The sequence below is a fragment of the Acidovorax temperans genome (assembly GCF_006716905.1).
Lineage (GTDB): Bacteria > Pseudomonadota > Gammaproteobacteria > Burkholderiales > Burkholderiaceae_C > Acidovorax > Acidovorax temperans.
The window spans coordinates 441,248-463,529 of record NZ_VFPV01000003.1; the positions used below are offsets into that span (position 1 = coordinate 441,248).

Annotated in this window: 26 protein-coding genes; 12 read left to right on the top strand and 14 right to left on the bottom strand. The window is 63.6% G+C overall.

Features of this window, described 5'->3' with window-relative positions; all coding sequences use genetic code 11:
- Positions 1 to 25: 25 nt before the first annotated feature.
- From BDD18_RS16975 to BDD18_RS16985, 3 genes are all read right to left on the bottom strand, one after another.
- Entirely contained in the window at positions 26 to 397 is a 372-nt protein-coding gene (locus tag BDD18_RS16975; RefSeq protein WP_142084602.1) for a hypothetical protein, read from the bottom strand.
- Positions 398 to 463: 66 nt separating this feature from the next.
- Positions 464 to 883 (bottom strand): hypothetical protein, encoded by a 420-nt coding sequence (locus tag BDD18_RS16980; protein WP_066697132.1) that lies wholly within the window; start codon positions 881 to 883, stop codon positions 464 to 466.
- 108 nt (positions 884 to 991) lie between these two features.
- Positions 992 to 1,570 (bottom strand): DUF2242 domain-containing protein, encoded by a 579-nt coding sequence (locus tag BDD18_RS16985; RefSeq protein WP_066785084.1) that lies wholly within the window; start codon positions 1,568 to 1,570, stop codon positions 992 to 994.
- Positions 1,571 to 1,800: 230 nt separating this feature from the next.
- On the opposite strand from BDD18_RS16985, the gene BDD18_RS16990 reads away from it, so the two are divergent.
- Both BDD18_RS16990 and BDD18_RS16995 read left to right on the top strand, forming a co-directional pair.
- The gene (locus tag BDD18_RS16990; RefSeq protein WP_211360827.1) at positions 1,801 to 2,220 is read left to right on the top strand and encodes a thermonuclease family protein; all 420 of its coding nucleotides are present in this window, start codon (positions 1,801 to 1,803) and stop codon (positions 2,218 to 2,220) included.
- Positions 2,221 to 2,322: 102 nt separating this feature from the next.
- Entirely contained in the window at positions 2,323 to 3,594 is a 1,272-nt protein-coding gene (locus BDD18_RS16995; protein ID WP_420837331.1) for an MFS transporter, read from the top strand.
- A 45-nt stretch (positions 3,595 to 3,639) separates the two neighbouring features.
- Here BDD18_RS16995 and ispF read toward each other — a convergent pair whose 3' ends face one another.
- Together ispF and BDD18_RS17005 are read right to left on the bottom strand one after the other, a co-directional pair.
- Complete coding sequence (gene ispF, locus BDD18_RS17000) at positions 3,640 to 4,119, bottom strand: 2-C-methyl-D-erythritol 2,4-cyclodiphosphate synthase (protein ID WP_044397526.1); 480 nt, start codon at positions 4,117 to 4,119, stop codon at positions 3,640 to 3,642.
- 75 nt (positions 4,120 to 4,194) lie between these two features.
- Positions 4,195 to 5,025, bottom strand: a complete 831-nt coding sequence (locus BDD18_RS17005; protein WP_044397527.1) for an IspD/TarI family cytidylyltransferase — start codon at positions 5,023 to 5,025, stop codon at positions 4,195 to 4,197.
- A 98-nt stretch (positions 5,026 to 5,123) separates the two neighbouring features.
- Here BDD18_RS17005 and mfd point away from each other — a divergent pair, with 98 nt between their 5' ends.
- The 4 genes from mfd to serB all read left to right on the top strand — a co-directional run bounded on the left by mfd (position 5,124) and on the right by serB (position 10,553).
- Positions 5,124 to 8,597 carry a transcription-repair coupling factor gene (gene mfd, locus BDD18_RS17010; RefSeq protein ID WP_142084609.1) on the top strand — a complete coding sequence of 1,158 codons (3,474 nt, stop codon included), beginning with the start codon at positions 5,124 to 5,126 and terminating at the stop codon, positions 8,595 to 8,597.
- Positions 8,598 to 8,633: 36 nt separating this feature from the next.
- Positions 8,634 to 9,290 carry a hypothetical protein gene (locus tag BDD18_RS17015; RefSeq protein ID WP_066789443.1) on the top strand — a complete coding sequence of 219 codons (657 nt, stop codon included), beginning with the start codon at positions 8,634 to 8,636 and terminating at the stop codon, positions 9,288 to 9,290.
- A gap of 99 nt (positions 9,291 to 9,389) precedes the next feature.
- Entirely contained in the window at positions 9,390 to 9,575 is a 186-nt protein-coding gene (locus tag BDD18_RS17020) for a DUF3149 domain-containing protein (protein WP_066789441.1), read from the top strand.
- 261 nt (positions 9,576 to 9,836) lie between these two features.
- Complete coding sequence (gene serB / locus BDD18_RS17025) at positions 9,837 to 10,553, top strand: phosphoserine phosphatase SerB (protein ID WP_142084611.1); 717 nt, start codon at positions 9,837 to 9,839, stop codon at positions 10,551 to 10,553.
- A 159-nt stretch (positions 10,554 to 10,712) separates the two neighbouring features.
- On the opposite strand, the gene BDD18_RS17030 is transcribed toward serB, so the two are convergent.
- The gene (locus BDD18_RS17030; RefSeq protein ID WP_142084613.1) at positions 10,713 to 11,201 is read right to left on the bottom strand and encodes an RrF2 family transcriptional regulator; all 489 of its coding nucleotides are present in this window, start codon (positions 11,199 to 11,201) and stop codon (positions 10,713 to 10,715) included.
- A 206-nt stretch (positions 11,202 to 11,407) separates the two neighbouring features.
- Here BDD18_RS17030 and ytfE point away from each other — a divergent pair, with 206 nt between their 5' ends.
- Both ytfE and BDD18_RS17040 read left to right on the top strand, forming a co-directional pair.
- Positions 11,408 to 12,133, top strand: a complete 726-nt coding sequence (ytfE, locus tag BDD18_RS17035) for an iron-sulfur cluster repair protein YtfE (protein ID WP_142084615.1) — start codon at positions 11,408 to 11,410, stop codon at positions 12,131 to 12,133.
- Positions 12,134 to 12,151: 18 nt separating this feature from the next.
- The gene (locus tag BDD18_RS17040; protein WP_066694100.1) at positions 12,152 to 12,577 is read left to right on the top strand and encodes a group III truncated hemoglobin; all 426 of its coding nucleotides are present in this window, start codon (positions 12,152 to 12,154) and stop codon (positions 12,575 to 12,577) included.
- 92 nt (positions 12,578 to 12,669) lie between these two features.
- Here BDD18_RS17040 and BDD18_RS22145 read toward each other — a convergent pair whose 3' ends face one another.
- The 4 genes from BDD18_RS22145 to BDD18_RS17055 form a co-directional block, all read right to left on the bottom strand.
- The gene (locus BDD18_RS22145) at positions 12,670 to 12,843 is read right to left on the bottom strand and encodes a LiaI-LiaF-like domain-containing protein (RefSeq protein WP_170207419.1); all 174 of its coding nucleotides are present in this window, start codon (positions 12,841 to 12,843) and stop codon (positions 12,670 to 12,672) included.
- An 84-nt stretch (positions 12,844 to 12,927) separates the two neighbouring features.
- On the bottom strand, positions 12,928 to 13,149 hold the full coding sequence (locus BDD18_RS22570) for a DUF3820 family protein (protein ID WP_273625253.1): 222 nt from the start codon (positions 13,147 to 13,149) through the stop codon (positions 12,928 to 12,930).
- A 10-nt stretch (positions 13,150 to 13,159) separates the two neighbouring features.
- Positions 13,160 to 13,531: a translation initiation factor Sui1 gene (locus BDD18_RS17050; RefSeq protein ID WP_198848004.1), complete on the bottom strand. Its 372-nt coding sequence runs from the start codon at positions 13,529 to 13,531 to the stop codon at positions 13,160 to 13,162.
- 3 nt (positions 13,532 to 13,534) lie between these two features.
- On the bottom strand, positions 13,535 to 13,993 hold the full coding sequence (locus tag BDD18_RS17055; protein ID WP_142084619.1) for a DUF2721 domain-containing protein: 459 nt from the start codon (positions 13,991 to 13,993) through the stop codon (positions 13,535 to 13,537).
- 303 nt (positions 13,994 to 14,296) lie between these two features.
- On the opposite strand from BDD18_RS17055, the gene BDD18_RS17060 reads away from it, so the two are divergent.
- Positions 14,297 to 15,553: a DEAD/DEAH box helicase gene (locus BDD18_RS17060; protein ID WP_142084621.1), complete on the top strand. Its 1,257-nt coding sequence runs from the start codon at positions 14,297 to 14,299 to the stop codon at positions 15,551 to 15,553.
- 145 nt (positions 15,554 to 15,698) lie between these two features.
- Positions 15,699 to 16,967: a sensor domain-containing diguanylate cyclase gene (locus BDD18_RS17065; RefSeq protein ID WP_142084623.1), complete on the top strand. Its 1,269-nt coding sequence runs from the start codon at positions 15,699 to 15,701 to the stop codon at positions 16,965 to 16,967.
- An 84-nt stretch (positions 16,968 to 17,051) separates the two neighbouring features.
- On the opposite strand, the gene ylqF is transcribed toward BDD18_RS17065, so the two are convergent.
- The gene (ylqF, locus tag BDD18_RS17070) at positions 17,052 to 18,026 is read right to left on the bottom strand and encodes a ribosome biogenesis GTPase YlqF (protein ID WP_142084625.1); all 975 of its coding nucleotides are present in this window, start codon (positions 18,024 to 18,026) and stop codon (positions 17,052 to 17,054) included.
- Between the two features lie 125 nt (positions 18,027 to 18,151).
- On the opposite strand from ylqF, the gene BDD18_RS17075 reads away from it, so the two are divergent.
- Both BDD18_RS17075 and BDD18_RS17080 read left to right on the top strand, forming a co-directional pair.
- Positions 18,152 to 18,406, top strand: a complete 255-nt coding sequence (locus BDD18_RS17075) for a hypothetical protein (RefSeq protein WP_142084627.1) — start codon at positions 18,152 to 18,154, stop codon at positions 18,404 to 18,406.
- 65 nt (positions 18,407 to 18,471) lie between these two features.
- Complete coding sequence (locus BDD18_RS17080) at positions 18,472 to 18,645, top strand: oxidoreductase-like domain-containing protein (protein WP_066782794.1); 174 nt, start codon at positions 18,472 to 18,474, stop codon at positions 18,643 to 18,645.
- A 116-nt stretch (positions 18,646 to 18,761) separates the two neighbouring features.
- Here BDD18_RS17080 and BDD18_RS17085 read toward each other — a convergent pair whose 3' ends face one another.
- The 3 genes from BDD18_RS17085 to gshA all read right to left on the bottom strand — a co-directional run bounded on the left by BDD18_RS17085 (position 18,762) and on the right by gshA (position 22,214).
- Positions 18,762 to 19,841 (bottom strand): IS630 family transposase, encoded by a 1,080-nt coding sequence (locus BDD18_RS17085; protein ID WP_005801445.1) that lies wholly within the window; start codon positions 19,839 to 19,841, stop codon positions 18,762 to 18,764.
- Between the two features lie 197 nt (positions 19,842 to 20,038).
- Positions 20,039 to 20,470, bottom strand: coding sequence for an IS200/IS605 family transposase (gene tnpA, locus BDD18_RS17090; RefSeq protein WP_026437438.1), 432 nt, complete (start codon positions 20,468 to 20,470; stop codon positions 20,039 to 20,041).
- Between the two features lie 220 nt (positions 20,471 to 20,690).
- Positions 20,691 to 22,214: a glutamate--cysteine ligase gene (gshA, locus tag BDD18_RS17095; protein WP_142084629.1), complete on the bottom strand. Its 1,524-nt coding sequence runs from the start codon at positions 22,212 to 22,214 to the stop codon at positions 20,691 to 20,693.
- Positions 22,215 to 22,282 lie beyond the last annotated feature (68 nt).

The window sequence follows — 22,282 nt, forward strand, 5'->3', positions numbered from 1 at the left end:
TCGTTAAATCAGCTCAATCCAGCCATCAAGCAAACACGTTGACGTAGCGCCCCGTGCTGGAAGACCCCGCCACGCGCCCGTCTGCCCTGAGCAGCGTGGGGTCCGACGGTGGGGGCGCCAGCGTCCCCCCCGGCGGCGTGGCGGCAGGGCGCGATGCTGCATCAGTGGCCGCAGCCAAGCTGCTACGCGCCCGGTTGGCACGCTGGTCGGCGGTGGCGGACTGGCTGCTGAGGTCGTCAGCACGGGCCTGCTCCTGGTCTGCGCTGCGCTGGGCGGCCTGCGCCTGGCTTTGCAGCGCGCGCGCCGTTTGCTCGGCCTGCTGCGCTTCGCGCCGAGCACTCTGCACAGCCAAGGAGGTATTGGCGGCAGGGGCCACACTGCGAACGGCGGAAACCATGGCGAACTCCTGGCGCTTGGGGGTGGTGCTGGGGGTGAACCTGCGGTGTGCGGTAGCGCGGCTGCGTCAGCCAGCGGCCGACATGCTGTCCACACCCTGGTAGGCCCGGCGGGCCTGCGCACCCAGGGCCCCTGCCACTTCAGTGGAAGTGGATTGGGCCGTGGCCCTGCGATTGACCTCGGCAGCCGCATCGGTCTCAGCCACTTGGCGCGCCTGCATGGCGTCATTCGTCTGACGGGCCGTCATGCGATCCTGGTCTTGTGTGTCCTGCGCCTGTCGCACCTCTTGCGTCTGCCGGGCCGAAAGCTCTTGCGCGCGGCGGCTGAAGGTGGCGGTGGTTTCACCGGCGTCGCTGGAGGGGCTGGCCGCATTGCCGGGCTGTGCGGCGGCTTCGCGGCGGGCGTTGCCCGCAGACTGAACGGCGGTGGTGGCGGTCAGCGGGCCGTATCGGGTGGCGGCATCGGCGCGGGGCTGAACAGATTCCATGGCTGTCTCCTGTTGCAGTGCATAAAAACCAAATGGTCATGCAACTGCGCACAAAAGTAAAGGCTGCGGCCATTCAGGCCCAGCCCATGGGGGTTCACAACCCGGGCATCAGCCCCCGCTGGCCGACGCCTCAGGCGGCAGGTCATCGGCCGCCAGGTAGCGCTTGATCAGGTCAAAGAAGCTGTCGTAGAAAACATCGGAGGCGATGGTTTCGCTCCCCACCTTGACCAACGAATCGCTGCTGGCCGCTATGGGCAACGACACGGACCCCAGGGCCCCCACGCCCAGACTGGCGGAGTTGTTGGTCTTGCGCAGGGCATAGCTGTCCTGCAAGGCCGTCACAAACCCGAGGCTCACTTTGCCGCTGGGGCTGTCAGGCACGCACACCACGCGAATGACCATCTGCAAGTGGGTTTCTGGACTGGGCTGGAAGCTCTTCTTCCCCTCCACCATCTCGGCCGTGGTGGTGTTGATCAGGTAGCCCTGGCTGAGCAAGGCGCGGCGCGAGGCCTCGCACGTCTGCGCAGGGGTGGCGTCAAACAGGCGCGAATAGGTGGCCAGCGAGCCAAACTTCTCCTGCGGGCCGTAAAACACCGGCACGCTGCCGGTGGTGGCGCAACCAGCCAGCAAGGTCACCGCACACAGGGCGATGGCGCTCATCACCCGGCGCCCGATGGGCAGGGGCATGGCCCCGGCACGCGAGGCGCTTGAAAACTGGTTCAAATCTGTGTTCTCCGACAAGACTGGAAAGGTAGTGAAAGGGTAGCCGGTTTTTCTGGCCACTTTGTGAACTGCGAGCGTAAAGAACTGTAGCCCACCATGCGCCGCCGAGCGGGATCACCGTATAGTGGCGCCCCTTTTGGTTCCATTGCGCCACGGTTTGTTCCCGCGCGCCTTTGCTCGTGTCTCTCACTGTCATGTTCTGCCTGGTTGTTGCCATCAGCGATGGCGACACCCTCACCGCCCGCTGCGGCGCACCGGGGGCGTATCGCCCCGTCAAGGTACGCGTCGCCGCCATTGATGCCCCCGAAACCAAACAGGCGTTTGGCACCCGCTCCAAGCAGCACCTGGCGCAGCTGTGCTTTCGGCAAAAGGCCCGGCTACAGCCGCTGACCCGGGACGATTACGGCCGCACCGTGGCCAATGTGCAGTGTGCGGGCAAAGATGTGGCGGCCGCCCAGGTTGCCGCTGGGATGGCCTGGGTCTACGCGCCCTATGCACAGCAACACCCCCAGCTGCAGCCGTTGCAGCAGCGCGCGCGATCGCAGCGTCTGGGGCTTTGGTCGCAAAAGCGCCCTCTGGCGCCATGGACTTATCGGCAACGGCACCGGGCCTAAGGCGCCAGCAGTCAATGCGGCCAACCCTTGCGCGCTCCTGCGCCAGGCCAAGCGTTAGCATCCTCCTCCCCTCTCTGCAGGCCTCTGGGCCCGCCAAGCAACGTGACCATCCCCAGCCCCGCCCTCGCTGCCAAGCCGTCCGCCAGCATCTACCGCCACCCGGGCTTTCTGGCGTTCATCAGTGCACGGCTCATGGCGGTGTTTGCGACGCAGATACAGGCCGTGGTGGTGGCCTGGCAGGTGTATGACCTGACACGAGACCCACTCGCACTCGCGTACGTAGGGTTGGCGCAGTTTTTACCCATGCTGTGCCTGCTGCTGCCGGCCGGGGATTTGATTGACCGTTTCAACCGCAAAGCCATCCTGGCCAGCAGCTGGGCGGTGGGAGCCGTGTGCAGCGGCGCACTGTGGTGGCTTTCAGGCCACTCCGCAGCAGGCGTGGCGGGATTGACGGGCGTCTATGCCGTGCTGGTGTTGTTCGGCTGCTCGCGGGCGTTCTCTGGGCCCGCACTGCAAAGCCTGCTGCCGCAAGTCGTGCCGCGCGAACAGCTGGCCGCTGCCATTGCCGCCAACAGCATGCTCATGCGCGCTGCCAGTATTGGCGGGCCCTTGCTGGGTGGGGTGCTGTATGCGCTGGGCGGGGGCCGGTTGACCTATGCCTTGTGCTTTGTGTGCTTTGCGCTGGGCACCGCGCTGCTGTCACGCGTTGTCACCCTGCAGGCCCGCAATGCAGCGGCGGCCACGGGCACCATGTGGGAACGGTTTGGCGCAGGTATTCGTTTCATCCGCTCACGCCCCATCATCCTGGGCACCATTTCGCTGGATCTTTTTGCGGTGCTGCTGGGCGGTGTGGTGGCCTTGCTGCCCATCTACGCCAGCGAAGTGCTGCACGTAGGCCCGGCGGGGCTGGGTGCGCTGCGCAGTGCCCTGGCGGTGGGTGAAGTGGGTGCAGGGCTGTACCTCAGCATGCGCCCCTTCAACCGCAAGGTGGGGCGCACCATGTTTGTGGCGGTGGCCGTGTTTGGGCTGGCCAACCTGCTGTTTGCGGTGTCCACCTGGTTCTGGCTGTCGTTCGCGGCCTTGCTGGTGGCGGGCGCTGCCGACATGGTCAGCGTCTACATCCGCGGTGCGCTGGTGCAGTTCTCCACGCCCGACCATATGCGGGGCCGCGTGAACGCGGTCAACATGCTGTTCATTGGCTCATCCAATGAGCTGGGTGAGTTCCGCGCCGGCACCAGCGCCGCCTGGCTAGGCGTCGTGCCCGCCGCCGTGCTGGGTGGGCTGTGCACGCCGGGCGTGGTGGGGGGATGGACCCTGGGCTTCAAGCAACTGCGCACGGTAGACCGGTTTGAAGAAGCCGCGAACGCGCACTGAAGTATTGCGCGCCAAGGCGGGCGGCTCGGCCCGTTAAAAGCACTGTCAGGCGCGGTAGATCAGCGCAGCGGCACGCGCTTCCATGGCCAGCCCCTGCCCCACCGGGCCCAGGCGCTCTGCGGTCTTGGCTTTCACGTTGACCTGATCAGGTTGCACACCCAGTGCCTGCGCAATGCAGGCGCGCATGCCAGGAATGTGCGCTGCCAAGCGCGGCGCTTGGGCCACCACGGTGCTGTCGATGTTGCCAATCTCGTAGCCAGCCGCGCGCACCCGGCGGGCTGCTTCAGCCAGCAGCACGGACGAATCCGCGCCACGGAAGGTGGGGTCGGTGTCTGGAAAATGCGTGCCAATGTCGCCCAGACCGGCCGCGCCCAACAGGGCATCGGTGATGGCGTGCAGCAGCACATCGGCATCTGAGTGACCCAGAAGCCCCATGCTGTGCTCAATCACCACGCCACCAATCACCAAACGGCGGCCGGGCACCAGTGCGTGCACGTCCCATCCTTCACCAATCCGGAAATTCATCGCTTCACCTTCTGCCTGCGTAGAGGCAACCTGTTTCAGAAATCGTTCGCAATAGGTTTGTGGAGCAGACCAGGCTCAGCCGCCCAGGGTGGGCGCCACTCGCCCGCCGCCAAAACGCTCCAGCGTCGTGCCATGCCCGCGCTGGGCCAGCACCGCGCTGGCCAGGGCAAAGTCGTCGGGGTAGGTCACCTTGAAGTTTTGCGCCCCCCCGGGCACCAGCCGAGGGTGCAGCCCCATCGCTTCCATCGCGCTGGCCTCATCGGTTGCAGCAGGGCCAATGCGCTCGATGGCGGCCATCAGTGGCCCGATGCGGAACATCTGCGGGGTTTGGGCCAGCCATTTGTCGCTGCGGTCCACCGTGGTGGCCACGCGCACGCCGCCTGGGCCATCAATCGAGGTTTTCAGCGTGTCAGCCAGCTTGTGGGCGAGCAGACCGCCCACGCCATCAGTCGCGCAAGTGTCAATCAGGGTGTCGATCTGCGCCGAGGTAATGAGGCAGCGGGCCGCATCGTGCACCAGCACCCAGTCCTGTGGCTGCGCGCCGCGCGCCAGCAGCGCCTTCAGCCCTCCCAGCACCGTATCAGCCCGGGTAGGGCCGCCGCACTCCACCCTGAAGAAAGAGGGATGGGCATAGGCGTCCAGAAAATGGTCACCCGCCGCCACCGCCACCAGCGTGCCCAACAAACGGCTGACACCAGAAAAAGCAGCCAAAGTGTGCAGCACCATGGGCTGGCCCGCGACCAAGTGGTACTGCTTGGGCAGCGAGGGTGCAGGCGCCGTGCCCGCTGCGGGCGCAGCGACCGCGCGCAGCCCCATGCCTGCGCAGGGCACCAGGCCCCAAAAACGGCCGTGGGCCGACAAAGGAACAGGATCAGAAGGGGTGGAGGGCAGGAGCGCAGCGGTCATGAGGAGAGCATTCTAAAATCCCCACTCCCCCGCCCCGCCCAGCCCGTGCGCGCTTCGCGCCCCAGGGGGTGCTGCGGGGCTGACGACACCGTCTCCGCATGGAACTGCCAAAACTCACCCCTGGTAAACGCTTCTCCCTGCCCCGCCCCGTGGGCAGCGCCGATTCCCTGCTGTTGGCCCGCCTGGCCGAGCGTGACAAAGCCTCTCACCGCACCACGGCCATCATCGCCGCCGACGCTGCCGACGCGCAGCGCCTCATCGACGAGATGGCCTTCTTTGCGCCCGGCCTGCGCTGCGCGCTGTTCCCCGACTGGGAGACGCTGCCCTACGACACATTCAGCCCGCACCAGGACCTGATCAGCGAGCGGCTGGCCACACTGTGGCGCATCTCGCAAGGTGAAGCCGATGTGGTGCTGGTACCCGCCACGACTGCGCTGTACCGCTTGGCACCCCCCTCGTTCTTGGCCGGCTACACCTTCCACTTCAAGACGAAGCAAAAGCTGGACGAAGCCAAGTTCAAAGCGCAGCTCACGCTGGCCGGGTACAGCCATGTCTCTCAGGTGGTAAGCCCCGGCGAATACGCGGTGCGCGGCGGGCTGATCGACCTGTTCCCCATGGGCTCGCTCGTGCCGTTCCGCGTAGACCTGTTCGACGACGAAATCGACAGCATCCGCACCTTCGACCCCGACAGCCAGCGCAGCCTGTATCCCGTGCCCGAGGTGCGCCTTCTGCCCGGCCGCGAGTTCCCCATGGACGACGAGGCGCGCGCCAAATTCAGAAGCCGCTGGCGCGAGATGCTGGAAGGCGACCCGACCAAGAGCCGCATCTACAAAGACATGGGCGCGGGCGTGGCCACGGCGGGCATCGAGTACTACCTGCCGCTGTTTTTTGACGAGACGGCCACCGTATTTGATTACCTGGGCAACGAAGCCACGGTGGTGCTGCACGGCGACCTGGAGCCTGCCTTTCAGCGCTTCTGGCAGGACACGAAAGACCGCTTCCGTCTGGTGCAGGGCGACCCCGAGCGCCCTGCCCTGCCGCCCGAATCGCTGTTTCTCTCGATAGACCAGTTCTACACCCGCGCCAACGAGCATGCCCAGTTGTCGCTGCGCCCCGGCGTGCAGGACGTGGATGACAACCCGCACTTCCAGAAGCTTGGCGACCTGTCGGTAGTGCGCGGTGCGGAAGACCCGCTGGCCCGCCTGCACGCCCACATCCGCAACACCCAGCACCGCGTGCTGCTGCTGGCCGAGAGTGACGGCCGACGCGAAAGTCTGCTGGACTTTTTGCGCGCGTCGCAACTGAATCCGCCCGCGTTTGATTCGCTGGCCGAGTTTCAGGGAGCAGCCGACGAAAAGGTGGGCATCGCCACCGCCGGGCTGACCGCGGGCTTCAGCTGGATCGAGGACGGCATCGACTTCGTCACCGAGACCGAGCTGTTTGCCGCGGGCCCCACCACGCGCCGCCGCAAGAAGCAGGAGCAAGTCAGCGATGTCGAAGCGCTGATCAAGGACCTGGCCGAGCTGAACGTGGGCGACCCCGTAGTGCACAGCCAGCACGGCATCGGCCGCTACCGGGGCCTGGTCAACATGGACGTGGGCAACAAGAACCCCGATGGCTCGCCCGCCATGCAGGAGTTTTTGCACCTGGAATATGCCGACAAGGCCGTGCTGTATGTGCCCGTGAGCCAGCTGCAGCTCATCAGTCGCTACACCGGCGTGAGCGCCGACGAGGCGCCGCTGCACAAGCTGGGCAGCGGCCAGTGGGAAAAGGCCAAACGCAAGGCTGCCGAGCAGGTGCGTGACAGCGCGGCCGAGCTGCTCAACATCTACGCCCGGCGTGCGGCGCGCGAAGGCCATGCCTTCCGCTACAGCCCGCAGGACTATGAGACCTTTGCCAACGACTTCGGCTTTGAAGAAACGGCCGACCAGAATGCCGCCATCCACGCGGTGATCCAGGACATGATCAGCCCCCGCCCCATGGACCGCCTGGTCTGCGGCGACGTGGGCTTTGGCAAGACCGAGGTGGCGCTGCGCGCTGCCTTCGTGGCTGTGACGGGCGGCAAGCAGGTGGCCTTCCTCGCGCCCACGACGCTGCTGGCCGAACAGCACTACCAGACGCTGGTGGACCGTTTCAGCAAGTGGCCGGTGAAGATTGCCGAGGTCTCGCGCTTCCGGTCGGGCAAGGAAATCACGGCCGCCATCAAGGGTATCGGCGACGGCACGGTAGACATCGTGGTGGGCACGCACAAGCTTCTCAGTGAATCCACCAAGTTCCACAACCTGGGCCTGCTCATCATCGACGAGGAGCACCGCTTCGGCGTGCGCCACAAGGAGCAGATGAAGGCCCTGCGCGCCGAGGTGGACGTGCTCACCCTCACCGCCACCCCCATCCCGCGCACGCTGGGCATGGCGCTGGAAGGGCTGCGCGACCTGTCGGTCATCGCCACCGCGCCGCAGAGGCGCCTGGCGATCAAGACCTTTGTGCGCAACGAAGGCACGGGCGTGATCCGCGAGGCGGTGCTGCGCGAATTGAAGCGCGGCGGTCAGGTCTACTTCCTGCACAACGAGGTGGAGACCATCGAGAACCGCCGCCAGAAGCTCGAAGAGATCTTGCCCGAGGCCCGCATCGCCGTGGCCCACGGCCAGATGCCCGAGCGCGAGCTCGAACGCGTGATGCGCGACTTCGTGGCCCAGCGCTTCAACATCCTGCTGTGCTCGACCATCATCGAGACCGGCATCGACGTGCCCACGGCCAACACCATCATCATGAGCCGCGCCGACAAGTTCGGCCTGGCGCAGCTGCACCAGCTGCGCGGGCGCGTGGGCCGCAGCCACCACCAGGCGTATGCCTACCTCATGGTGCCCGACGTGGAAGGCCTGACCAAGCAGGCGCAGCAACGGCTCGAAGCCATCCAGCAGATGGAAGAACTGGGCAGCGGCTTTTACCTGGCCATGCACGACCTGGAGATCCGCGGTGCGGGCGAGGTGCTGGGCGAAAACCAGAGCGGCAACATGCTCGAAGTCGGGTTCCAGCTGTACAACGAGATGCTCAACGAAGCCGTCAAGGCGCTCAAGGCGGGCAAGGAGCCCGACCTGCTCTCGCCCCTGTCCGTCACCACCGACATCAACCTGCACGCCCCCGCCCTGCTGCCCGACGACTACTGCGGCGACGTGCACCTGCGCTTGTCGTTCTACAAGAAGCTGGCCACGGCCAAGACACCTGACCAGATCGACGGCTTGCTCGAAGAGATCGTGGACCGCTTTGGCAAACTGCCGCCGCAGGCCCAGACCTTGATTGACGTGCATCGCCTGCGCGTGCTGAGCCAGCCCTACGGCGTGGTGAAGGTGGACGCCGCGCCCGGCGTCATCAACATCACCTTCAAGCCCCAGCCGCCGATCGACCCGATGCGCATCATCGAACTGATCCAGAAGAACAAGCACATCAAGCTGGCGGGCAACGAGAAGCTGCGCATCGAGCGCGAGCTGAAAGAACCCAAGGACCGGGCACAACTGGTGCGCGATATCTTGCGCGGGCTCGGGCAGCCGCTGGCCCAGCCCGCCCTCGGATAAACGCCACACCATCGGCAACACCGCGCCAGGAACGCTATGGAACTTGAAGCTTGTCTGATCGCGGTGGCCTTGGTCATGTCGCTATGGCTGCGCCCCTGGCGCATGCTGAGCCGTCAGGCGCTGGGGAAAGACGGGCCCAGCGAGCCCTCCCCGCTCGTGACGCCGCTGCTGGCCACGCTGGTGGTGCTGCCCTGGCTGTGGGCGCTGCCCACACTGCATCGCATGCCGCTGCAGTTGCAATGGTCTGGTGCCTGCCTGGTGGTGCTGATGCTGGGGTGGCCGCTGGCCATACCGGCCTTGGTGGCCGTGGGCGGCATTGCGGCCGTGCTTTCACCCTCGCTCGACTGGGCTGACGCCGTGGGCACGATTGCCTGGCAAGGGGTTGTGCCTGCCACCTTGGCGCTGGCATTGGGTGCGGTCATCCGGCGCCTGATCGGCACACAGCCCTTTGTCTACGTGCTGGGTCGCGCCTTTCTCGGCACGGCCGTGTGCTTGTTTTTGGCAAACGTGCTGGGGCAGTGGAGCGGACATTCGCTCCCAGGCGTGGAAGGCGACCTGTCGCTGGTCGCACGCTGGCTCATGGCCTGGGGCGACGCTTTCGTCACGGGCATGTTGACGGCGATCTTTGTGGCGTTCAAGCCCGAGTGGCTGGCCACATGGTCGGATCGTTTGTACTTGCGCAAACCCGATTGAAGCCGACCGCCGTGGCTGGTGGATTCTTGACATAGCGCAAGCCGCCCACGCCTCTGGGGCACGATAGTGGGATATCCATTCAAGAAAGAGGGTTTCCCCATGAAATTGCTGAACGACCTTTTCTCTACCGACTACGGCCTGATGAGCATCATCGGCATTGGATTCATGCTGTGCATGGCCGCGTTCTTCGTGCGCATGTTTGTGGTGAAGATGAACGAGCCACCAGCGCCCAACCCCGCACAGGTCGGCAAGGGCAACCGAGAAGGACAGACGTCCACGCGCTGAGTTGCTTTGAGAGGCGCCTGCAGTGATGGCGCTTTGGGCGCAAGCGTTTGCTTCGATTTTGATAGCTGCTCGCGCTTTATCCATGGGCCTTAGGGCCTTTTTTCGCTTTAAATCCTGTAGCCACCCACTAGTGACGTGGGCTGGCTGAGCGTGCGCTTACAAAGCGATGCGCCCTGTGCCCAATGTCTGCGGCACAGCAGCAGCCCTATGCCACAGGGCTACCATTGCGGTTTTCCATTTCCGTCTAGCCGCAGTTTTTTCATGACACAAGCCACCGAACTGGCCCCAGGCCTCGTTGTCCAGGGCATTCAAGCGCCGCTCTCGCTGTCCCATTTCAAGCTGATTGCTTTTGACATGGACTCGACGCTCATCAACATCGAATGCGTGGATGAAATTGCGGATGCCGCTGGCCGAAAGGCAGAAGTGGCCGCCATCACCGAAGCAGCGATGCAAGGACTGATCACCGACTACAAGGAAAGCCTGCGCCAGCGCGTCGCCCTGCTCAAAGGGGTGACGGTGAGCCATCTGGAGCATGTGTTCACCGAACGGCTGCGCTTCAACCCCGGAGCCAAAGAGCTGATCACCGCCGCGAAAGCCGCCGGACTCACCACGCTGCTGGTATCGGGCGGCTTCACCTTCTTTGCCGATCGCGTTCGCGCGGGCCTGGGCATCGACTTCGCCCGCTCCAACATGCTGGAAGTGGACAACGGCCAACTGACCGGGCGCATGGTGGACCAGGCTTGGGGAGACATCTGCGATGGCGCCGAAAAGCGCCGCACCCTGCTGGAGCTGGCATCGCTGATGGGCATTTCCCCCAAGCAGGCCATTGCTGTGGGCGACGGTGCCAACGACCTGCCCATGATGGGCGTCGCCGGTCTTTCAGTGGCCTACCACGCCAAACCCACCGTGCGTGCGCAAGCCCATGTGGCCATCAACCAGGGCGGCCTGGACCGTTTGCTGGAAGTGGTGACTCCGTAAACTCCTTCGAAAAGGTCTGGCAACAAACCTTTTCGAACACACACAAAGCATCCAATCAGCGCGGCCCCACATCGCAGCGCCGCCCCGTCAGGGGCAGTATTGAATGCAGGTGGAATAGGCCCGGCCAGGCCCTAGGCCACCTCAAGCACGCTCACCGGATCATTTCACCGCCAGGCCAGACGCAGGCTTGGCGCTGCGCCGGGGATGCTGAACCAGCGGCAACACCTCCATGGTGGAAGTGGGCGCATCCACCAAATCCGCCAGGGTCACGCCATCCAGCACCGCCAGGTAAGCGTTGATGGCTGCCCCCAAGGCACCCTTGAGCCGGCAGTTGTCACTCAAGCGGCAACGGTTCACCCGGGGGTCAAAGCACTCGACCAGGTGAAAGTCGGTTTCGGTCTGGCGCACCACGGCGCCCAGATTGATCTCGCTGGGCGGCTTCATCAGGCGCATGCCGCCTCCTCTGCCCCTTGTCGTCTCGAGCAAGCCCTGCGCTGCCAGCTCTTGCACGATCTTCATCAGGTGGCTGCGGGAGATGCCATAGCCCTCGGCCACCTCGGTGATCGTCACAGGTTGTTCACGGCCCTGCGTAGCCGCGCAATACATCAGTACACGCAAGGTGTAGTCAGTCCATTGGGTAAGGCGCATGGCGTTGTTCCTGGGCTCTTCTAGCGAATAGTAGTGATGGAAATCGCCGCACGTCTGTAAACGACGATTTCGACGTACGACATTTATCGAGTGCATCACTAGCATTCGCTAGAAGAGCCTGTTCCTGGCTCAAATTAAAAGATGCTTGCAACGTGAATTTTATTGAATAAAATATTCATACCAAATGAATCTTTAAGGAAAGCCCCATGAATGCCCGCCTGCAAGACACCCAACCCGCTTTGAGCGCAGAGCAAGCCATCGGTCAGATCGCTGTGGAGCTGCCGGGTTCCACCGCCGTTTTTCGCCGTTTGAAGCTGGACTTTTGCTGCGGCGGCCAGATCAGCCTGCGCGAGGCGGCTGCACAGAAATCGCTGGACGTGGACGCCATCCTTGCCGAGCTGTCGCAACTGCAGCGCAGCACTGACCTGCCTGGCATTACTTCGCCAGCCGAACTGGTAGACCACATCCTGGCCCGCTACCACGAAGTGCATCGCGCGCAGCTTCCAGAACTGATTCGCATGGCGCGCCGAGTGGAAGCCGTGCACCGCGACAACCCCGAGGTGCCAGCGGGCCTGGCCGATACGCTGGAAGCCATGCACGAAGAGCTGCTGTCGCACATGGAGAAGGAAGAAACCATTCTGTTCCCCATGCTGAAGACCGGCGGCAATGCCTTCGTGGTGCACCCTATTGGCATGATGCGTGCCGAGCATGTGGACCACGGCGAGGCGCTCGACAAGCTCAACGCCCTGACCAACGATGCCACGCCCCCCCAGGGCGCGTGCAACACCTGGCGCGCCCTGTATGCCGGCATCGCCCAGCTCAACGATGACCTGATCAATCATATCCACCTGGAAAACAACGTGCTTTTCCCTCAGTTTGAGGCGTCTTCCAAGGCCGGGGGTTGCGGTACGTCAGCATGTAGCTGCAGCTGATCGCTCACACTGCGCGCCATGCAAGCCAACCTGACCTATCACACCCCCACTGTTGAAAGCATTTCCGAGTTGGTGCACGCGTTTTATGCCGATGTGCGGCAAGACGCGCTGCTAGGCCCGGTGTTTGACGAGGCCCTGAACGGCCAGTGGGACGAGCACTTGCACAGGTTGGTGGATTTTTGGAGCACAGTGCTGCTGGGCAGTCGCAGCTTTAAAGGCAATGTGCTGGGCAAGCACATGCAGCTGCAAGGCATCACGCCCGCCCACTTTGCGGCCTGGGTGCGTTTGTGGAACGAGCACACGGCCCGGCTGTTTGCTCCGGAAGTGGCACACGGGCTGCAGGCCGCAGCGCATGGGGTGGCCCGCAATCTCTTCCGAGGGTATTTTGGGGAGCTGCCCGGCTTTGCCACGCCGCGCCAAGACGCCCATGCCAACGGGGCTTGAGCGCTTCGCGCCCATTCTCCAGTCACGGGGTTGGTGACCGGAAACCCCTGCTGCCTTTCAACAAGCCTGCGCCGCAAGCGCAGGCTTTTGTCTTACCGCCCCTTGCCCCCGGGGGTGAAGAAAAGTGCCACGCCGACGGCGATCAACGCGACAGGCCACCAGACGCGAAGCAGTTCGCGCAAGCTGATGCTGATGAGCCCCAGGTTGGTCAACAGAAAAAATACGCCCAGAACAATCAGCACGATGGCTGCGACGTTGCCCTTCATCTGCACTCCCTTTTTTTTATGAATTGATCGGCAGCCATTATGGTGCCGGGCCCCCACGCATCCGCGATGCGGCTTGAGGCAGGGCTACCGCCGCCGCAGCGGCGTCAAAAGCTCGCTCAAACCGTTGTGGTCGATTTCGTGCATCAACGCCAGCAAACGGCCCAGCTCGTTGTTCGGAAAGCCCTCGCGGGCAAACCAGTTCAGGTAGTTGCCGGGCAAGTCTGCCAACACACAGCCTTTGTGCTTGCCATAGGGCATTTGCACCGTGACCAGGCGCTGCAACGCGGCCGGGTCTAGCCCAGGAATGTTCACGCCTTCAGCCCCCTGCCCGCTTGACCTTGTAACCCAGCTTCTGCAGCGCGGCCATGACCTTTTCGACATGGTCGCCTTGCACCTCGATCACACCGTCCTTGACGGTGCCACCGGTACCACAAGCGGTTTTGAGCTGCTTGCCCAGCTGCTCCAGTTGGTCTGAATCCACCAGAACGCCTTTGACCAAGGTGACAGCCTTGCCCCCACGGCCTTTGGTTTCACGCGATACGCGCACGATGCCGTCGCCCGTGGGCACTGGCTTGATTTGCTTGCAGACGCACTGCGCCTGTGGCTTGCTGCAGGCAGGGCACATGCGGCCATGGTCGGTGGAATACACCAGCCCACCCAGGCTTTGAAGGTCGCGCAACGAGGCCATGGCTCACTTCCCTCTCGCGTTCAGTAGCTGGAAATTGAGCAGGCGGGTGGCCATCACCGTCTCGGTGAAAAACAGCACCAATGCGGCCAGGAAGGAAATCACGCCCGACAGAAAGCTGGCCACCGCCCAGCTGTGCCCCCGGAAATCCATGGTTTCGCCCAGAAACAGCAAGACGATGGTCACGCCAATCAAGAAGCCGCACAGCGTCAGCAACCCGATGCAGGCATTGGCCAAGCGCCCACGGGTGCGCAGGTAGCCCAACTCCAGCATGGCGTGGTCGTGGTGTTCGGCATCGCTGGAATTGCGGGCCCTGTCTTCCACCACGCGTGCACGGTCAATGATGCGCGCCAGCCGCCCAGCCACCGCGCCAATCATGCCGGCCACGGCGGTCAACAAGAAAACCGGGGCCACGGCCAGCTGGATGCCGTGGGTGATGGTGCTGGGTTCGGGGGCAATGCTCATGGTCGGCTACCGGTAAGAAATCAACGCTGCAAAAGAGCGGGGAAGCGATTATCGGTGTGTTCCCGTGGCTCCAGACAGGGCACCCACCCCCTGCCGCTGAAGTACGAGAGAAACAAACTTTTCCACAGGCCTGTGCCGCCTGGCGCGAAGCGCCCGACAATCAGGCGATCCCTGCACCGCGAAATGCCATGCCCGTTGCGCGACGGGTCTGGGCATCACGACCTGCCAACGGTTCAGGGGGGGCGCAGGTGCTCCCGCACACACCGTGTTTCGCGCTTTATTTGCCTCGCCAGACTCCAACCCATGCCTTTTGCCTCCCTCGGTTTATCCCCAGCACTTGCCCAGGCCGCTGTGGCCAGCGGTTTCACTGCACCCACGCCTGTGCAGGCAGCGTCCATTCCATCGGTGCTGGAAGGACGCGATGTCTTGGCCTGTGCCCAGACGGGGTCGGGAAAAACCGCCGCCTTTGCCCTGCCCTTGCTCCAGGCCTTGCAAAGCGCCCCCCAGCAAAGGGACCCCAGCGTTCTGGTGCTGGTGCCCACGCGCGAGCTGGCATCCCAGGTGGGCGAGGTATTCAGCCAGTTCGCGTTGGCCCTGCCCACCCGCACCAGGGTGGCCGTGCTGTACGGGGGAGTCTCCATCAACCCGCAGATGATGCGCCTGCGCGGGGGCGCAGATGTGGTCGTGGCAACGCCTGGCCGGCTGCTGGATCTGGTGCAGAACAACGCACTGCGGCTGGGCCAGGTCCAACACCTGGTGCTGGATGAGGCCGATCGCCTGCTGGATCTGGGTTTTTCCGAAGAGTTGCAAGCCGTGCTGCAACTGCTGCCGCAGCGCCGCCAGAACCTGTTTTTCTCGGCCACCTTCCCCCAAGAGGTGGAAGCGCTGGCGGGAAGCCTGCTGCGCGACCCCGTGCGCATCGAGATTGCCGCCACCGAGCAAACCCAACCCGATATTGCCCAACGCGCCATCGTGGTGGATGCCCCCAGGCGCACCCAGTTGCTCAAGCACTTGATCGAGCAGCACCAGTGGTCCAGGGTGCTGGTTTTCGTGGCCACCCAATACGCCGCAGATCACGTCGCAGAAAAGCTCTACAAAGCAGGCATCTACGCATCGCCGTTTCACGGCGGGCTCAGCCAGGGCTCGCGCGCCCAAGTCTTGCAGGAGTTCAAGGATGAACGCTGGCAGGTGGTGGTGACCACCGATCTGGCCGCACGCGGGATTGATATTGCCCAGTTACCCGCCGTGGTGAATTACGACCTTCCCCGCTCTGCGGCCGACTACACCCACCGCATCGGCCGCACCGGTCGTGCAGGGCAGAGTGGTGTGGCCGTGAGCTTCATCACCCCGGAAGCCGAAGCACATTTTCAGTTGATCGAGAAGCGGCAGAACCAGCGGCTGGCGCGTGAAACCGTGGCGGGCTTTGAGCCCACGGCCGTGGCCGTGAGCAAGCAGCCGCCCGGCACTGGCGGTATCAAGGGCAAACGCCCCAGCAAGAAAGACAAGCTGCGCGCTGCGGCAGCCCTGGCCGCCAGCGCCCAGGCCGACTCCAAAGACTGACGCCACCAGCGCGTCAGCGACAGGCTCCAGGCCGCAACGCGGCAGCGCCTGGGCTTGGCACATGCGTGACAGTTTGCAAAAAAATGTGTGCGAGCGGGCCATGGCGGGTGCCACAATGCACCGACTATTCCGGCAAGCCCACCACATGTCTGACCCACTAGATCTGCTGCACGCGCTGCCTGGGGCTGTGCTGATCACCCAGGACGGAGCCATCCAGTACACGAACGCGGCCGCGGTGGCATTGCTTGAAGTGGAAAGCGCTGGATGCCTGATCGGGCGGCAGTCTGGCGAATTCGTGCACCTGGTGGACCAGATCCGCTCCACCCAACGCATCCAGCAAGTGGCTGACCCTGACCAGGAGCGGCGCCCCAACAAGTCCTCCGAATTTCGCATCTGCACGGCCAAAGGCCATTTGCGCATGGTGCTGATCTCCAGCGTCGCCGTGGAGTGGCATGGCAAGCCCGCCGTGCTGGTGTGCGGGCTGGACATGACCCACCAAAGTGAAATCCAGGCCCAACTGCGCGAGAGTGAGCAGAACTTTCGCCGTCTTTTTGAAAACATGCAGGACGTGTACTACCGCACGGACGCCAACGGCGTCGTCCAGCATGTGGGGCCCGGTGTGCGGCGCGTGCTGGGTTACGAGCCCCACGAGATCGAGGGCCGCACGGCCGAGTCGTACTACCCGCAAAGCAAAGACCGCGACGCCTTCAAGGCGGCCATCCAGCAAACAGGCGAGGTGTCGGACTTTCCGGGGCAGATGGTGCGGCGCGATGGCTCGGTGATCGACATCTCCATCAGCAGCCACGCCCTGTACGACCATGCCGGCAATTTTGCGGGCGTGGAGGGCATCTACCGCGACGTGACCCAGCGCAAAAATCTGGAGCGCGAGCTGCACCGGCTGGCCACCACCGACATGCTCACCGGCATGGCCAACCGCAGGGCTTTTCTGGAAGCAGCCACCCAGGTGTACGAAAAGGCGCGCGCTGATGGCGCGCCGTTTGCCCTGCTCATGCTGGACCTGGACCATTTCAAAACCATCAACGACGAATTGGGCCACCTGGAGGGTGACCGAGCGCTGGCAGAGTTTGCCCATGTGGTCAAAGCCCAGCTCCGGGCCACGGATGCGGTGGGCCGCTTGGGCGGTGAAGAATTCTGTGTGCTGCTGCCCCTGACGCCGCACGACCAAGCCATCGAGATTGCGACCCGCATCATGCACGGGGTTGCCTGCACGCCACTGGCCGATGAGGCAGGCCGCCCCTACCGCATCACAGTCAGCGTAGGGGTGGGCACCATCAGCCCCCATGACCGCAGTTTGCGGGACGTTTTGGACCGCGCCGACCAGGCGCTGTACCTCGCCAAGAACCGGGGCCGCAACCAGATTGCGATAGCGCCGGTGGACGGCTCTCCCACCTAAAAACCAGTCCAAGGCAAGGTCGGGCCGATGGCCGCGAACCCCTGGCATTTCAGTGCGTGGACACAGCCACGCACCGCGTAAAGCTTATTGCGCCCGTGGGTCGCCCGATCCTGGCTCTCGCTTGCCTGAACCCTTGCCACGGGACTTGAGCCGAGCCTCTTTTTTGGCAGCGCGCTCGGCATCCTTGGCCAAGCCTGCAGTCAGCCAGCACTCGAATTGCTCAGGGGTTTCCAGCGTGATGCGGCCCAGCGTGGCCGTGCGGAAGTCGGTCATCACGATTTCTGCTGTTTTTTGCAGGTTCACCCGCCCACCGCTCATCATGGCGCCACGCTTACGGCCAATGGCTTCCAGCAATTCGTCGTCCTGCATCTCGGCCATGGCGCCGGGCGGCAAGCCCAGCTTGTAGCGCGCTTCCAGCAAAGGGGCGTAGTGCGCTTGCAGGCGGCGCAGCAGCTCCAGCGCTACCAATTCCTCATCGTAGGCATTGCGCCCCACGGCGCCGCTGGCGGCCAGGTTGTAGCCGCTTTCGGGCACGATGATGCGGGGCCACAGCATGCCGGGGGTGTCCCACAGGTAGAAGTCATCGGCCAGTGTGATGCGCTGCTCCAGCTTGGTGATGCCCGCCTCGTCACCCGTCTTGGCCTGGCGCTTGTTGCTAAGCGTGTTGATCAGCGTGGACTTGCCCACGTTGGGCACGCCGCAGATCAGCACCCGCATGGGCTTGGCCATGCCGCCCCGGTTGGGTGCCAGCAGGTGGCAGGCATCGATGAGCTTGCGCGCCGGGGCTGGGTCAGACGCATCCAGCGGCACGGCACGGGTTTCGCTCTGGGCGTTGTACCAGTCCAGCCAAAGGGCCGTGCGCTCGGGGTCGGCCACGTCCTGCTTGTTCAGCACCTTGAGCTTGGGCTTGTGGTCGGTCATTTCGGCCAGCAGCGGGTTGGCGCTGGAGCCCGGCAGGCGCGCATCCAGCACCTCGATCACCACGTCAATGTCCTTGATGCGCTCTGAGATGGCTTTTTTGGTCAGGTGCATGTGACCGGGGAACCACTGGATGGACATGCGGGATCTTTCTTGTTCGTTCAGTTCAGACAGAGGCGGCAAGGATAATCGCGCTGCGCTTTCCTGCGCCACCATTTCTATTGCGGCAACCGGTCAAACCGGCACGCCACCTTTTTCAGAAGCCCATGCCACCACGCCAACCCACGCCCCCCAACACCCGGCAGCCCAGCAAGGCCGACAAGGAACTGCTGTTCAAAGGCGTGACCTGCGCGCTGATCGGGCTGGTGATTGTGCTGGCGCCGTACATTGCCCGCTCGGGCGACGTGCGCGAGCTGATGGGCCAGGTAGCAGCCGTGGGCTGGTTTGCGCTGGTGCTGGGCGGGGCGTTCATCGTGCAATACGTGGTGCGCCGGGTGCGTGCCGGGGCACACCGCCAGTGAGCACGCGGCCTGCCCTGCCCGCCGTGGCTGCGACCCGCGCAACGGACGGACCCAGCGCAAGCGCCATGTTTGCCGCGCTGCAGGCCCAAGCACTTGCGCAGGGCCTGGCATTGCGACCACCACCGGCCGAGCCCACCACCTGCTGCGGGCGGGGTTGCAACGGCTGCGTGTGGGAAGGCTTTGCAGACGCTGCAGAGTACTGGCGGCAGGAAGCGCTGCTGGTGCTGGGTTATGAATAAAAATGGGCTCTTCTAGCGAATAGTAGTGATGGAAATCGCCGCACGTCTGTAAACGACGATTTCGACGTACGACATTTATCGAGTGCATCACTAGTGTGGCGTCTCAAAAGTAAGCATCAAATAATGGTACTCGCTGCCCGCGCCACAGATGCCAAGATGGTGTCCGCACTTTTATGCCACACGAACGGCTTGGGATCCTCGTTGTGACGATCAATGTATTCCCGTATGGATTGCTCCAGCTGAGCAACGCTGGTGTGGGCGCTGCGCTTGATCCACTGCTCGCTGATCTGGCTAAAGAAACGCTCGACCAGATTGAGCCAGGACGCTGAGGTGGGCGTGAAGTGAACGTGGTAGCGAGGATGGGCTGCTAGCCAGGCCCGCACTGCCTGCGTCTTGTGCGTGCCGTAGTTGTCCATGATCAGGTGAATGTCTTGTTCGCCAGGCACCGCTGCATCGATGGCTTTGAGGAACTGCAGGAATTCCACACTGCGGTGACGGCGCTTGAGCTGTCCTATGACTTTGCCAGTGGCCACATCCAGCGCTGCAAACAGCGACGTTGTGCCATGGCGCTTGTAATCGTGCGTGCGCGTGCTGGGTTTGCCAAACGTCAGTGGTAACCCTGGTTGGGTGCGATCCAGAGCCTGGATCTGGCTCTTCTCGTCCACGCACAGCACCAAGGCGCGATCGGGTGGTGCCATATACAGCCCCACCACATCCCGTACCTTGTCCACGAAATGGGGATCCGTCGATAGCTTGAAGGTTTCTTGCAGGTGCGGCTTCAGCCCAAAGGCATGCCAGATGCGCTGCACCGTCGCGGGCGATACGCCAGCGTGCCGACTCATCTGGCGCACGCTCCAGTGCGTGGCGTTGTCAGGCTTGCTCTGGCGAACCTTGTCCACAATGAGCTGAACCTGCTCGTCGCCCACACTGCGCGGGCGGCCAGCGCGCGGGGCATCGGTCAAACCCGCCAGACGATACGCCCGGTAGCGCCGCCGCCACTTGGAGACAGTTTGCACCGTCGTGCCCAAGCGTTGGGCAATCATGGTGCCCGACTCCCCATCTGCGCAGCCCAGCACGATTCGCATGCGCAGCTTCTCGTCCTCGGGCGCTTTGCGTACGCGCAGTCGCGCATGCAGCTCTGCGCGCTCGGCATCGGTGATCTGCAGCTTCGTGGCGGGGCGTCCAGGGTGGGCCATCAGCGTAGTCTCCTATAAGGAAGCTGATTCGACCAACACCGGTCAAGATAGTTCTATCTATTTTTGAGACACCACACTAGCATTCGGTAACCATCCCCCGGCAAAGCCGGGGGCATTCGGGATGTGAGCCGCTCAAAGCGGCTGTAAGGGGTCGCTAACGCGGCCCCTCATTCTTGGGGCCACCTATCGGTGGCTACTCACCTCCATAGACCGAGTTGGTCCAACCTCTCGTCTTCCTTCTCCTGGTTTCGGATGTACTCCCGTATCACCGCTTCGTCGCGTCCCACCGTCGAGACGAAGTACCCTCGCGCCCAGAAGTGCTGACCCACGAAGTTGCGCTTTCGCTCTCCGTACACCCGCGCAAGGTGGATTGCGCTCTTGCCTTTGATAAAGCCCACCACCTGCGACACCGAGTACTTCGGTGGGATCGACAGCATCATGTGCACGTGATCGGGCATCAGATGCCCCTCTTCAACCCTGCATTCCTTTTGCGCGGCCAACTTTCTGAATACCTCACCCAGGTGTTCGCGTAGCTGCTTGTACAGCGTTCGCCTTCGACACTTGGGGATGAAGACCACGTGATATTTGCAATCCCAGGCCGTGTGACTCAAACTTTCATACTTGTCCATCGTGTTTCTTCCTTTCGTTTGCTTGGCGGCTCACGATTGAAAGTCTCTACGGTGGACAACCTCCTGAAAAGTCAAACTTCTACTGCCTCCCCGGCAGAGCCGGGGGGCCTCCTTTTGGTAGCTAGAAGAGCCTAAAAATGGGCTCTAGCGCTTACACAGCAAGCGCCACCAGCTCACATTTCAATAGCAATCCAGCATCACACCGGTCAGCCCCGGCGAATCAGCCCAACCCCTCCACCGCCATGTACTGCTCGCGCCAAGCCTCAAACGGCAGGGTGTCAGCGGCTTCAATGGCCTTCTGGGCGGCAATGGACTCTTCGCTCATGGCCACGTAGCGTGCCTGCTGCTCGGCCGTCCAGGGCAAGTTCAGCAAGGTGTCGTGGGCCAGTTCTGACTGGTGGAAGGCGAAGCTTTCGAAGCTGCTGGCATGTTCGCGCACCATGGTGGCCAGCACCCGGGCAGAGGGGGTGCGCTCGGGCGCCTGCATCAGCGCGCGGGCCTCGCGCAAGGCGGCGCTGTAGTCGGTGCAACCGTGGGTGGCGTCCAGCGCGGCCGCCAGGGGTTCGCACGCCGCCAGCACTTCGTCACCCCATTGGGTCAAGGCCACAGCCTGGCCCTGGCGCTGAAGCAGCAGGCCGGGCTCGCGGCCACGCTCTGCCGTAAGGTGCTGGTTCTGCTTGAGCTCCGCGATTTCTTCAGGGGTGTCCGGTGGGCTGTCTGACAGCAGGCAGTGCAGCAAAAACACATCCAGCAGACGCATGGTGGGCGCTGTGATGCCAACGGGAACGAAGGGGTCGATGTCCATCAACCGCACTTCCACATATTCCACCCCGCGCTCTCGCAAGGCGTGCAAGGGGCGCTCGCCCGTGCGCACCGTGCGCTTGGGGCGGATGGTGCCGTAGAACTCGTTTTCAATCTGCAGCAGGCTGGTGCCCAGCTGGTTGTAGTCGCCACCCGGGTTGCGCACGCCCAACTGTTCGTAGGCGGGGTAAGGCTTGGTCAGCGCTTCGTGCAGCGAGTTGGCATAGCCTTGCAGGCCGTTGTAGCTCACGGCCAGGGTGGCTTGGGCATCGCTCTGGTAGCCCAGCCGCCCCATGCGCAGTGATGTGGCGTGTGGCAGGTACAAGGCGCTGTCGCTCAGGCGTTGCAAGCGGTGCTCACGCCCTTGCACAAAGCAAGGGCACAGCGCAGGTGATGCGCCAAACAGGTACAGCAGCACAAACGCATGGCGACGGAAGTTGCGGATGAGCGAGAAATATTGCTCGCTGCTCACGCCGGGCAGCGACCAGTTGTAGTGGATGCCCGAAATGGTCTGCATGCGCCGGCCATAGCGGTGGCCCAGGCCCATGCGGTACACGCTTTTGGCCCGGCCCACGTTGGAGCCGCCATAGCGGGCCAGCGGAATGGTCTCGTCCGTGGGCAGCCCGCACGGCATGCTCGACGCCCACAGCAGCTCGCCGCCGCTGTCCTTCAAGGTGTGGTGCACAAACTGGTGCACCTCGGTCAACTCATCCATGCACTGCTGCACACCCAGGTGTGCGCCGGTGATGAGTTCCAGTTGGGATTCGCTGTAGTCAGTGGTGATCAGCGGGTGGGTGAGTGCAGAGCCCAGGGCTTTGGGATGGGGGGTGAGCGCCAGTCCTCCGGTGGGCTGCACGCGCAGCCCCTCTTTTTCCACACCACGGCGAATGCCGCGCAGGGAATCCGTGGGGAGGGCGTTCAGTCTGTCCTGCAGTTTGCTCATAAGGTAATACCGGTCCATCTTCTCATTGGCCCGGAACTTAGCACGGCCCGGCCCCCTGCGCCTGAACC